The organism is Candidatus Erwinia haradaeae, from assembly GCF_900698985.1.
Taxonomy (GTDB): domain Bacteria; phylum Pseudomonadota; class Gammaproteobacteria; order Enterobacterales; family Enterobacteriaceae; genus Erwinia_E; species Erwinia_E haradaeae_B.
In genome coordinates this window covers 964,539-978,384 of the sequence record NZ_LR217730.1, presented here as the reverse complement: position 1 = coordinate 978,384, position 13,846 = coordinate 964,539, and the positions used below count along the sequence as shown (strand labels likewise).

6 protein-coding genes are annotated in these 13,846 nt (G+C 27.2%); 2 read left to right on the top strand and 4 right to left on the bottom strand.

Going from position 1 to position 13,846, the window contains the following annotated elements; genetic code table 11:
- Nucleotides 1–23 precede the first annotated feature (23 nt).
- The 3 genes from cysQ to pitA form a co-directional block, all read right to left on the bottom strand.
- Nucleotides 24–770, bottom strand: coding sequence for a 3'(2'),5'-bisphosphate nucleotidase CysQ (gene cysQ, locus ERCIPSPA2889_RS03065; RefSeq protein WP_157989361.1), 747 nt, complete (start codon nucleotides 768–770; stop codon nucleotides 24–26).
- A 1,512-nt stretch (nucleotides 771–2,282) separates the two neighbouring features.
- Nucleotides 2,283–2,705, bottom strand: coding sequence for a SoxR reducing system RseC family protein (locus ERCIPSPA2889_RS03060; RefSeq protein ID WP_157989360.1), 423 nt, complete (start codon nucleotides 2,703–2,705; stop codon nucleotides 2,283–2,285).
- A gap of 1,546 nt (nucleotides 2,706–4,251) precedes the next feature.
- Nucleotides 4,252–5,754, bottom strand: coding sequence for an inorganic phosphate transporter PitA (pitA, locus tag ERCIPSPA2889_RS03055; protein ID WP_157989359.1), 1,503 nt, complete (start codon nucleotides 5,752–5,754; stop codon nucleotides 4,252–4,254).
- Nucleotides 5,755–6,867: 1,113 nt separating this feature from the next.
- Here pitA and ERCIPSPA2889_RS03050 point away from each other — a divergent pair.
- On the top strand, nucleotides 6,868–7,698 hold the full coding sequence (locus ERCIPSPA2889_RS03050) for a Rossmann-fold NAD(P)-binding domain-containing protein (protein WP_157989358.1): 831 nt from the start codon (nucleotides 6,868–6,870) through the stop codon (nucleotides 7,696–7,698).
- Between the two features lie 955 nt (nucleotides 7,699–8,653).
- Here the strand turns inward: ERCIPSPA2889_RS03050 and rpe are convergent.
- The gene (gene rpe / locus ERCIPSPA2889_RS03045; RefSeq protein WP_157989357.1) at nucleotides 8,654–9,340 is read right to left on the bottom strand and encodes a ribulose-phosphate 3-epimerase; all 687 of its coding nucleotides are present in this window, start codon (nucleotides 9,338–9,340) and stop codon (nucleotides 8,654–8,656) included.
- 2,581 nt (nucleotides 9,341–11,921) lie between these two features.
- Here rpe and pykF point away from each other — a divergent pair.
- A complete protein-coding gene (pykF, locus tag ERCIPSPA2889_RS03040) occupies nucleotides 11,922–13,334 on the top strand; it encodes a pyruvate kinase PykF (RefSeq protein ID WP_157989356.1) in 1,413 nt (470 codons plus the stop codon).
- The last annotated feature ends 512 nt before the right edge of the window (nucleotides 13,335–13,846 follow it).

Below are 13,846 nucleotides of genomic sequence, written 5' to 3'. Positions count from 1 at the left end.
TTTTAAAAAATAGAATCTCAGTTTTACTTCGAAGAAGATACAAGAAATCCTGGGTTAAGGAATGAGGTTTTTGGGAGATAGTTAATAGCTCCGCCTTGCCAATCATTGATTTCAGCACCAGCAGCTACAGCTATTGCGTGTCCTGCACCTGTATCCCAAATATTTGTAGGCCCTGATCGTAAATAAAATTGCGCCTTTCCTTCTGCAACCATACAAAATTTTAATGAAGACCCAATTTTTACTATATGATGATCACCTAGAGTATTAAGGTAATTAGACATTTTATCATCTTTTGAGTGTGAACGACTAACTACTACCACCGGGGGTTTTAGGGGTTTGACTTGAATTTGTGTTCGGTTTGTTTGATTCTCTTTCCAAGCTGTACCTTCTGTTGCGGAATAAAGTATAGCAAATACTGGCGCATATACCACACCAAGGATCGGTTCTCCTTTATTTATTAGGGCAATATTGACTGTAAACTCACCGTTACGTTTAATAAATTCTTTTGTGCCGTCTAATGGATCAACTAACCAGTATTTTTGCCAGTTTTTTCTAATTTCCCAGCATATCACTTCTTCTTCTGATAAAATTGGTATTGCAGGGGTTATCTTTTTAAGTCCTGAGGTGATGATGTGATGTGCCTTAACATCCGCAGTTGTTATTGGGGAATGGTTTTCTTTTTGTCTAATATTAAAAGGGGCCTCTCCATTGTATACTTGCATAATAGCATTTCCAGCCTCACGGGCTAGATGACACACTTCTTTTAACATTGAAACTCCATAAGTTTTTTTTGTTTAAGTAGTTTTATAGATAAAATAGTATTTATGAGCTTTTAGCTCGGATAGTTAAAATATCAGAATATGTATAATAATATTAATTAATATGAATATAGCAATATAAATGTAATAACAGCAATCTTACGGAGGTGATTTTTAATCTAAGGATAGCTCTATACAGATAAGAATTTCTTAACTGATTATTCTAATGCCATCTATATGATATATGATAATCTTAAGTATAAGTTAATTATTTTAATTTTGATATGCACTGCAATACTAATGCATCTTAAATATATTTACATTATGATAAAATTAATAAATTTTTTTAAAAAAATACTGTTAAGCTGTTGTTTATTTGTACCATAGATCGTGTAATGACAATTTGATTATTGCATTTTACATATAATTTTATTGATTATGCTAGGAATAGTTTTCTAAAAATACGTTATAACTTGTAATAATGTCATGCTTTGATTGAATATAAATCTTTGATTTAGAGTTATGGAAAGATATACTCATTATTATTAATTTTTTTAAAACAAAATAATATTAATAATATCATAAAATTTTATGTAAAACTCATATAGTTTGATTATGTAAGCGATAGAAAGGTAATTTTTTCTTAATTTTGTGGATAGATTATTAATACTATACATATCATTTAATTTTTTATTATGGTAAGAGTTATAGTATAGGGTAGTTAGCTATAATTATAGATATCCATATAAATTAAAGGTGAATACGATTTATTCAAAAATTTTTGGTATTTTGATATATTGACATATATAAAATTCATCAAACCTTTAACTAGTAATCAATACTATCTTATTTTTTTCTTATTTAATCAATAAGAATCAATTATGCATTCTGAAGCAATCGATTATTTAATAGTATTAAAGATGATATAGTACACGCATCCTGTCATTATAATTATGACTGAAGGCAATTTTATTTACATACTGCAGCGTAAATATTTTATTATTGTTCAATATTAATATGATATTTATTTAAAGCAGAGAACATAAATATTGTAATATATATAGGACTTAGAGTAGCTAGAAAGCATTAAATTTTTTTACTTTACTGGCGTGCTCTGATAATGCCTTGGAGTACAGAAAAATATATAGAAAAATTTTTTAATAGATATTTTTTAACATATCTATATATTATGGTATTTAAGATAATTTTCCTAGATTAGAGTGTATTTTTAATCAGCACATGATAAAGATCATATAAATATAATATAATTTTATTATATTACATATTACATTTTATATGTGAAAAATTTATGACTAATTTTTATGATATTTTTTAATCGATATATTTTTTAATTTAAATTTTATAATTACACAAGATATAACCAGTAAATTTTATTTCATTACTACATAAAAGTACAATATCTACTTGTTCTAAAATAGTAAAGACTGTTAGTAGTAACATTATTCATAATGATAGTATAATAGAACTGTATATAAAAATAATTACATTATAGACATTAATGTTTTATTTAAGAATTTTTAGTTGAAATAATTCTAATCGTGTGAGTATTTTTGAAATTTTTTTAATGATTAACATACTTATTATACCACCTAATAATGCAGCTGGTACTGTCACTTTGTCGTTGCAGAAAATCATCTGAAAGATTCCACCTGTAGTAAATAATCCAAGTAATGGTGTTATGTATATAAAGAATGCTATAATAAGAATTATATTTTTATTTATAGATAGCTCAACTTGTTGGTTTTGAAGAAACTCTTGTGTATCAAAAATTTTAATTTTATATATATTCCCCGTATTATTAGATCTTAAGATAGGTTCTAATAAGTTTAAATAAAGAGAGCAGTTTTTGCACATTATATTTTTTTGAATATGTAGCGTCAGGATATTATTCTGACATGATGCTACGGTTGCTAATGTTTTGATCACGATAGGTTTCCTAGTGATATCATCTCATGGATATTTATGGGCTTAGAGGAAAAAGATGAATCTAGTGCGGTACTTCAATATTTGATATACTTAATTATTGTATTAATTTACTATTAACAATAGTTAACAATATTGTTTATATTATGCGCGTTATAAGTGAACAGACTAAGATAATTTTATATTGAATAGGCATAAACATAAACTATGAGATACATAGAATTATATATAAATTTTTTATATATGATAGTAAGTATATTAATAATATACTTTTAAAAAAATATCAGACCTGAAGCTAATTACATTATGTAATGGTTTAGATAAATATAACAATATTATAGATGATTTTATATTTTAGTTTTAGATTAATGATATCCATAAATGTATAGAATGGTTGTTATAAAATCTCTCTAAGGTTAATTAGTGAATATAAAGAGCCACTATAAGGTAGTTTATTTTAAGTTTTTTTGTCTTAATGTTTCTGGTGGTTTTTCATAAAATCTATTCAGAATATTATAAAAATATTTATAACTTTGATGATATTGTAATTTTATCTTAATCCTATAATAATTTCATGGAAAGTTTAGCAGTTCATAGAGTATTAAGTTGTTATTTTTTTATTTATTTTAAAATAAAATATATACTGAATCTAATATACTGAATCTAACCAAGATCTCTAAAATTGGTAAGTGTTAACAGTGAATATAGTATCTATAACACAGTTGCTTTCATTTTTTAATGTAAGATATCACTTACATTATAATATTTTATTATAGAATAGATTAAGAATGGTAATACTTCATTAACTTTTTATCGTGATATATATTATAATTTGTGATTACAATATTTTTAGTTTTAAACTATCAGGTGTTTTTCTAATTTTAATATAGTTATCATATAATTTCCTATTTTTCTTGCATGGATTATTGGTCGTGTCAATAATAATTGATATTATAAGTTATGGTTTAGAAAACATATAATATATATTTTCATTGAGTTATAATTTTCTATAAACTAACAAATAACTTAAAAAAATAGAAATCGATTCTATTATTAGTCTTTTTATGTATATAGTATTTATGTTGAAATATTCTTATATCAAAGATCATTACACAGTAATGACATGATAGAATATGTTTCTTTTTATAGCTATTCTATATGTATTACCAGACCTTGATAAGATATATATATTTATATTTTTAGTATATAGCTTTATTAAGATTTAGATATTTAACAGAAAGATGTTTGGATTTCTGTAGTACGATTACTAAAGTCGCAATAGAATTTAAGAAATTTAAAATTCTTTACAGTGTTCTAGTAATATGATTAAGAATCATATTATTAATGAGATAATGTAATAAAATAAAAAATATAACACTATAATGCTTAATATAAAAATAATTACCGAAATAAAAAAATTTTTTTATTTATAAAATAATATTTAATTAGCGGCTATTTATCTATATTGAGATTGTCCATATCATTATATACTAATAAATTTCTTTAATAAAAGTCATAATTAGACTAATTTATAAATGTATTGTATTTTTCAGATAAATTTGGTTGCTATAAAAAATAGGATACTAGATAATATAATTGAGACAGGAAGTGTAAGTATCCAAGCTATTAGAATATTTTTAACTGTACGACCTTGAATACCATTTCCACTTGCTAGCATAGTACCTGCTACAGATGAAGAAAGGATGTGTGTGGTTGATACTGGGATTCCCGTATAACTAGCTACCCCAATAGATACTGCCGCTGTAATCTGTGCTGACATGCCTTGAGCATATGTCATCCCCTGTTTTCCGACTCTTTCACCAATAGTTGTTGCTATACGACGCCAGCCTGCCATAGTGCCTAAAGATAACGCACAGGCAATTGCTATTATAATCCATAATGGGGCATATTCGACGGTATTAAGTAAATCTATTTTTAATTTTTTTAAAAACAGAATATCTGAATTTGTCGTACTTGATAAGCAAGAGATCTGATCTATAGTATTAGTAATAGATATCAATAAGCTTCTTAACTGTATTTTTTCTTCTACGCTAAGTGTATCATAACTCACCAGATTATTTAATAACTTGCGTGCTTCTTTGCATGATAGTAATGTATCTGATAAAATAGAATGTTTAATTGAATCTATATAGTGGTTTGGAGCTTTTATATTAGGTATAGTAGGTAACACTCGGATTATTTTTTGTGAGCAATCAGGAGTAAGTTTTTGATAATATTGTTGGAGGTGAATCACGGCATCACGAGTGCGAAAGATGTCATAATCGTTAGCATTCATATTGATTGCAAAACCAGCAGGTGCAATACCAATTAAAATTAACATAATGAGACCAATACCTTTTTGACCATCATTAGCGCCATGTGAGTAACTAACGCCTATTGCTGAGAGAATTAAGGCAATTCTAGTCCAAAATGGTGGTTTTTTTTTGCCATCGAACTTTTCTCTCTCATTGGGTGTCATGTGAATGCGTTTTCTTTTTTTATTTCCACCCCAATATCTACGTAGAATAATAATCAGACTGCCAGCCAGTATAAAACCTAAAATTGGTGAAATGATCAATGATGTTAGAATATTGAGCATTTTTGGAATATTTAATGCTTCTAAGAGTGAATGCCCTGTTAGATAGGCATTAGTAACACTAACGCCAATAATACCTCCAATAAGCGTGTGTGAACTAGAAGCTGGTAACCCATAATACCAAGTACCTAAGTTCCAGATAATAGAGGCAATCAACATAGAGCTAAGCATAATTAATCCATGCGCGGATCTAACATTTTGTAGTAGATCAGCTGGTAGTAGATGGACAATCGCATAAGCTACACTTAAACCGCCTAATAACACACCTACGAAATTAAATACTCCAGACATCACTACGGCTAATTGTGATCGTAATGCGCGAGTATAGATAACGGTGGCTATGGCATTAGCTGTATCGTGAAAACCATTGATAGTTTCATAAAATAAAACAAAAAATAACGCTAGTATTAAAAAACATGTAGTATAACAATCAAGACTAGAAAATAAATGTAGCATCAGAGTTTTGCCATTTAATTAACATATTAGGGAAAAATCTAGAAGTATTCTTTGTGATATATAATGCCTAAAAGTAAAAAACATAGATTATTAGTATCTTGTATATCAGTATCAAATGGATTGCAATTAAAAGTTATAAAATCTTCACTAGTTATGTAAAATTTTCTATTTTATTTAGCCAAAGTTAAAGAGAAAGTTAAAAGTTCTAATTTGATCCACGTCCTTCGTTAATATAAAATATATAACACTATATAATATTAATTTTGTATTTAATAGTAAAAATTCATCTACGATTTTTTTAGAGTCGTGTTGACTATTAAAAATTATAATTATATTGATAAAAGAATTAATTTTATTTTATACAATATTATTTAATATATTAAGAACTATATTATGTTTATATGTTTACGTGTTTAGAAATTATAAAAATAATAAAGTTTTGAGATTTCAAGTTTTTATAATATTTTTATATATCTTACATATATAATTTTATTTAATCTAGTTTATTTTTTTATTCTCAAACAATTTCACAGAATAGAGAGAACTATTTTAGAATGATCCGTAACGCTTTGGTAAATAAAACGCACTATAGAATAATTCTATATATCTATATATTGTATTTAAAAAATTTATTTTATATTAATAAATATTTTTAGGTTTTTGGGTAGTTGAAGATTATAATAATAGCTATCTCAAGAGGGCACTTACAGCCAGAATAGAACGGAATTAAGGGTGATATATCAAATGATTCTTTATATCTACTATTATTAGAGATAATAGTCCTTATCAATTAACTTTGTTGTTTAATTGAGTGGAATGAATTTTTTTTAAAGAAGTTACTTTAAAGAAATATGACAATTTTCTTATTAAGTATAGATCATTTATATATATTTTTAATATCATTTAAATATTCTCGCATCATCCTAGGATTCTCTAATAGAAAAAAACATGTATAGATAACAAAATAATAAATAAAAATTTTTCATTACTTTAGAGATAAGTAATATAAAAATTTTATGGCCTATGTGTTAAAAACCTTGTTTTGGATGCAATTTATGTTTATCGTAGACCTTCTACGACCAATAAGTATATTAGTTAGCATGGAGCTAATAGATGAAACGTGTTGTGATTATTGGGTTAGGGTGGTTAGGCTTTCCATTAGGTCTGTCTTTGAGAGCGAAAAGTTGGCAGGTTAGTGGCAGCAAGACTACTAAGAATGGAGTAGAAGCCGTTCGAATGTGTGGAATTGATAGTTATTTTTTAAAACTTACACCAAAACTAATTTGTCATAAGCAGGATTTAAAAAGTCTACTAAATGTAGACGCTATGGTTATTACATTGCCTTTAACTCGAAAATTTACTAATAACACGCAGAGTAGTGACTACCTTTTAGCTATACAAAATTTAGTAAATATTGCTTCAACTTTTTCCATTACTCGAATAATTTTTACTAGTTCAATTTCTGTATATGAAGCGAGCTTTTTTAGCATTAATGAGAATACAACAGTTAAACCGCATAGTTTTACTGCACGTATTTTATTAGAGGTGGAAAACTGGTTATCCTGTTTAAAAATGGTATCAGTAGATATTTTAAGATTAGCTGGACTAGTAGGTCCAAAACGTCATCCAGGTTCTTTTTTAGTTGGCAAAAATGTGTTAAAAAATGGACATCATGGTGTTAACTTAGTTCATCTTGATGATGTAATTACAGCTATAATTCTATTATTAGGTAATTCTTCTGGAGGGAGCTTGTATAATTTGAGCGCTCCACAGCATCCGGCGCGTAACAGGTTTTACTCTCAGGCGGCTAAAAAGTTGGGTTTACCGCCGCCAAATTTTTATTTGAATGATAGTAGAGAGCCCGGGAAGATAATTGATGGTAGTAAAATTTGTCGAGATTTAGGGTTTATTTATTATTATTCGGATCCAATGGATATGATATAATCATTATGATTAAAAAATACATATTACTATAAGTATTCACTTTATACAATAAAATCTCAAGTAATAATTAGATGTATTGACATTCAATATAAAATATAAATAATTCAGAGAGTTTTCAACATATGATTCCAGAATAAACATGAAATACAATAAAAATTTTATAGAAAAGTATAATAATAAAGAAAACAGATAAATAATCTTTACGCAACAGTATTGTATATCATGAAATAAATTATAGATATAGTGTATAATATAATATTATAGCATTGTATTATATAGTATAATACTAATTATAGAACGTATAACTAGTATAAATATATTACATGTAAATTTATTTTTCACATGGAATAATTTTCAGTAGATTGAGCATTGTTTGTAAAGGATTACAGAAGATTAGATAGGATTAAAAATTCTATTAGAAAGGAAAAAAGGAGAAAGAGGTCTTTCGAATTGCAGTTTCAACATTATAAAATAAAACTAACGAACATGCACTTTATGAAGATTGAAAATAATAAGAATTTTCCTATTATAAAAATTTAAATAAAGGCATTATACTTTCGTGGTATCAATTACACTATAAGTAATTATATTTTTTAACTTAAATTCGTTAAAATTTATTGATAACTAAATATTTTTTAATGAAAATGTATACGATCTTATGAAATTTATTTAATAATTTACTAAATCTCCATTGAGCTTATTAAGCTCTATAAGATTATTAGATAGTTCTAAGTGATTTGATATTATTTTTATTTTTATAGAATATTTTAAAAAATTTATATTTTTTTAAATAGTATAGCTCAATGATTTCTGTTCTTATAGACTAAATTGTTTATTTTTTATAAAATAAAAAAATTATAAGATACCATTAGAAATATAGAAAGACTGAGATTGCTAATCAGCGATCTTTAGATGAGTATAAGATCTTTCAAAAGTTAATGGTTAGTGTATGGTGTTAGTAATATGACGAAAGCATGGGATTTTCTATTATGTATCGCATACTATCAATAGCCTTTTTATAATCGATCTGATTAAAAACAGCAGAACCTACCACAAACATATCGGCGCCTTCGGCGGCAATTTTAGAAAAATTACTGATTGTTATTCCTCCATCAACTGCTAAGCAGATATCATAACCACTTTTATTAATAAGCTGTCGAACCTGATGTATTTTATGTAGAGTGCTTGGAATAAATAATTGACCACTAAAGCCTGGGTTAACAGACATAATCACGATTGTGTCTAGTTTGTGCATAACATAATCAAGAATACTGAGAGGTGTAGCAGGGTTTAATGCTAAACCGGAACAACAACCGTTTGCTTTAATTAGTTGTAATGTACGATCAATATGTTTAGATGCTTCTGGATGAAAGGTAATATAATTGGCACCTGCTTCTGCAAAATATGGGATGATACAGTCAACAGGTTCCACCATTAAGTGAACATCAATGGGTGCAGTTATTCCATAATTACGGAGTGATTTAACAACCATCGGCCCCATGGTGAGATTAGGAACATAATGATTATCCATCACATCAAAATGCACTAAATCTCCCCCCGCATCTAGTGCTTTTGAGATGTCCTCTCCTAGTCGAGCACAATCTGCAGAAAGAATTGATGGAGCAATTAAACATTTTTTCATGCAAAAGTCTCCTTGATTTTGCTGCTACAGTCCTTTTATTATTATCATAATATTATCATAATATTATCATAATATTATGATAATATTGCATTATATGAAGATCTTATGGTAATGATCAATATCAATATTAATAATTATTAGAATCTCGTGTTTACTGGTAAGACGTATCTTTATGATCTATCTAATAATGATAGATTATAATAATAGGTTATTAACTGATGAGGAGAGAATAGTCTTATTATTATTTAATAAAAACTTGCTTTTGTGTGAAAGCAAAAAATATTATATATATAATGTAAAATTTTATGATCTGTAGGTTTTAGTTCTTTGGATGCAAATATTATTATTTTATCCAGGGTTGATATGGATTTTATATTTTATTTGTGAATATCATAAGAATGAAATTATAAAATTATAATACAAACAATATCATGCATGTAAGGTTATATTTTATTAATTTTAGTCTTGTAGTAGAGATCTTGATATGAATTTTAATTGTTTGTAATATATTAATGTAAGTTTACTTGTTTTAAGTTGAATCATTATAGTGCAATATATTATTGCATACTTATAATTATTATAAACGTATAATAATTCAATTATCAAATTAGTCTTTCAAAATATGCATATGCAGAAAAATATGATAAAAATAAGTCTGTATATTCAATCTTTCATAATCAAGATTAAAAAACATATGATACTAATAAAGATTAGATATATCAAAACAATTAATTATTTGATATAGAATATATATTCTATAAAAACCAGTTGATTATTATTGTTTATTTATTTGGTGGTAGTTTTTTTAGAAATTTAAAATAAATAGTGACGTTACGGGGTAGTATTAAGTATATTATCGTGCATTTTGTATTTAAATTTTATGTTTTTCTGATTTTTAATGATATAGCCAACAGATTTTATAATTATCTAGTAAAGATGATATTTAACTTATAATTTTCTAAAAATGACTAGTCAGAATATTCAGAACACCTTATAATATTTAGCTTTTATTACTTATTTTTTTATATTATTTATGAGCTTAAGATATTAATTTTTAGTTTAATGTTATGTTTTTATCTAATCACATGAAGTGTTAATGGTTGACGAAGATTTTTTGTGTATAGTATATATAGGAATATTTATATACTTTTTTTGTGAAATATATTTTTTATGAAATTAACAACTTCGTGAAATAATTAGGTTAATATATTTATTTCTATAATCTGAACAATCTGCTGTACAATCAGTCTAGGGTTTTGTTTGTTAGTATATATTGTTACGTCAGAAATTTTTCTATACAGCAGATTTTGTTTATTAGATAATACCTATGTACCTATGTACCTATGTAGCTATTTTAGCATGATTTATAGTTAAGAAGAAATCAATATTTTTGTTACAAAAAATGTATTCCTTAAGTTACCTTAAGGTGACTATTTTAAAGTATATTGTTATGCTGCGAGTAGAGAAGATAAATACATATGGTTTGTGATTGTATGTAGTCGTTGTCTGCTACTAATACAATGCCTTGTTTTTATGAGTTTGTTTAGTGATAATCTTTTCTTCGCGAGCACAAAATTCAGTCTCTCCCTCAATATTTAACATCTAATTTATATTTACTTCATGTGCGCGTTCAATTTTATAGTCTAAATCAAAAAATTCCTTTATAATAATTGAGATAAATGACGTTCAATAATACTTTTTCCTGAACCAGTAAGGCCGACTAAAAAGACATTACATTGTTTGTCATATTATAATCTTATAAAAGAAATATATGAATAATATTCTATTTATCATTATCCTTAAAGAATAAAAACTAATACTTTTAGTATGCTACTAAAAATAGAGAGTATATTAAATACAAATTATTGCTATATTAATTTTTAATAAGTTATTAAAATAATATTTTCACTAACATAGATAAACATCTTCCTTGGCATGAATAATACATGAGCTTACAATATTTGAGGTTTTTTAAACTGTAATCTTCTTACTTTTTAGGAACCTTTACATGTTTTATAAGTTGTTAACATTCCTTCCTATTATCCACAAATTATTATGTAATATAATATTGGTGTATGCATATCAATATACTTTTTAAAAAAGATAATAAACTAGTATAGCTCATTTTATAATACGTTTTAAGTTGCAGGCATTTTTATAATCTATGTGATAGAAGTGTGTTATATCTATATTTTACAACTTACTCACTATTAGGAGCGTAAGGTTACATTGGAAGAAAGCCTAGTTAAATATTAAAGCTTACTTAAACACTAAAGATGTTTTACAGATCAACAAGTAGAGCTATATGTATGTGTTTTATTTTTGAACAGAAAAGTGTTTTTTATTCTAAGAAATGAGATTTATAATTTAACTGGTATAGAGTTTATCTCTTTAGTTGATAAGCTACATTAGATAGCTGGAGAGAATCACTTGCGCAGTATTTTTATTATATTATAAATATAGCGTATATTATATATAATCTTAATACGCTATTATATATTAGTCTTACGGTTATTAAGGTGTTTGTAATCGATGTCTTTAATATATGCATTCATTTATCTAGGATATGATCAAAATCATTATGAAAAAAACAAAAATTGTTTGCACGATCGGCCCAAAAACTGAATCAGAAGAGATGCTTTTGAAACTTCTAAAAGCTGGAATGAACGTTATGCGTTTAAACTTTTCTCATGGTAATTATCGGGAGCATGCTCAACGTATTACCAGGTTGCGTAATGTTATGAACATTAGTAAGTATCAGGCAGCTATTCTTCTTGATACTAAAGGCCCAGAAATTCGTACTATGAGATTAAAAGATGGCAAGGATGTTTCTTTAATCGCTGGTCAAGTATTTCACTTTACTACTGATCCAAATGTTATCGGGACTTCTGATGGGGTAGCGGTAACTTATCCGGGTTTTTCTACAGACTTAAATATTGGTAACACTGTTTTAGTAGATGATGGTTTAATTGGTATGCGGGTGATTTCAGTAACAAGGAATACGGTCACATGTCGGGTTCTAAACAACGGCAAGCTTGGCTCTTGTAAAGGTATTAACTTGCCTGGTGTTTCAATTAATTTACCAGCGCTAGCAGAGCAAGATAAATTAGATCTTATTTTTGGATGCAAGCAGGATGTTGATTTTATTGCTGCTTCTTTTATTCGGCGGTGCTCTGATGTTATGAATATTCGAGAACATCTAAATTCTCACGGTGGTGAGCATATTCAAATTATCTCTAAAATTGAAAATCAAGAAGGTTTATATAATTTTGAAAAAATTCTTAATGTGTCTGATGGTATTATGGTTGCACGCGGTGATCTCGGTGTAGAAATTCCGGTTGAAGAAGTAATTTTTGCACAAAAGATGATGATTAAAAAGTGTAATTACGAACGCAAGGTAATTATCACTGCTACTCAGATGCTTGACTCGATGATAAAAAATCCAAGACCAACTCGTGCAGAAGCTGGAGATGTAGCTAATGCTATATTGGATGGCACGGATGCGGTTATGTTATCCGGTGAAAGCGCAAAAGGCAACTATCCAATAGAATCAGTCGATATCATGGCAAACATCTGTCAGAGAACCGATCGCGTTATGCGAGGGATGACAGATTTCAAGAACGATAGTTGTACTATGCATATAACTGAAGCAGTTTGTCGTAGTGCGGTTGAGATTGCCGAAAAACTTGCATCTCCGTTAATTATTGTAGCCACCGAAGGTGGAAAATCTGCTAAGTCTTTACGTAAGTATTGTCCATGTGCTACTATTTTAGCTCTTACAACTAATGAAAAAACAGCAAGGCAGTTACAATTAAGTAAAGGTATTGAAACATTATTAGTTGATAGATTCACATCTACAGATGATTTTTATAGATTAGGTAAGGAAGCGGCTGCGGCTAGTGGGTACGCTAAAAAAGGCGATACATTAATAATGGTGTCTGGTGCGTTGGTTCCTAGTGGCACCACCAATACATCATCAGTGCATGTATTATAAAATTAATAGTTTTTAATTAGTTTATTTATAATAAGTAGATTAATTAATATTATTATAATTAAATCATAGTAAGTGTGATTAATCAAAAATTAAATATAGTTTGTTATTGCAATATTCAATAATTCTTAAGTAGTAATTTTGGGGTGAGTAAAGAATTTTACTAATTAAAGATTAGTGAAGTATTGTAGTTATTTTTGAAAAATAAAGTTATCAAGCTATAAAAGTCTATTCTTTTTGCATTTTCTGCGATGTGCGAGGGTTTTTTTTGTAGTGGTTTAGTAGCATCTAGCAGATATTTATCTGACTTAAAAGAACTACTGAATGACTCTTATTAGAGTGGTATATATTAAACATGACATGATACATCTTGCCATTATACTTGCTGCATGGACAACTTAACTAATAAGTATTCATTAGTTATACTAAGAGTATTTTTATTTATTTACTGTGAGTATGCTTAATATATGATAATAGTATTTAGATATGTCTATGTATCATACGTAATATAGCAG

What these genes read in the sequence shown, in the direction of transcription:
- cysQ (WP_157989361.1), bottom strand. Translation starts at nt 770, where the DNA reads ATGTTAAAAGAAGTGTGTCATCTAGCCCGTGAGGCTGGAAATGCTATT.
- pitA (WP_157989359.1), bottom strand. Translation starts at nt 5,754, where the DNA reads ATGCTACATTTATTTTCTAGTCTTGATTGTTATACTACATGTTTTTTA.
- ERCIPSPA2889_RS03050 (WP_157989358.1), top strand. Translation starts at nt 6,868, where the DNA reads ATGAAACGTGTTGTGATTATTGGGTTAGGGTGGTTAGGCTTTCCATTA.
- rpe (WP_157989357.1), bottom strand. Translation starts at nt 9,340, where the DNA reads ATGAAAAAATGTTTAATTGCTCCATCAATTCTTTCTGCAGATTGTGCT.
- pykF (WP_157989356.1), top strand. Translation starts at nt 11,922, where the DNA reads ATGAAAAAAACAAAAATTGTTTGCACGATCGGCCCAAAAACTGAATCA.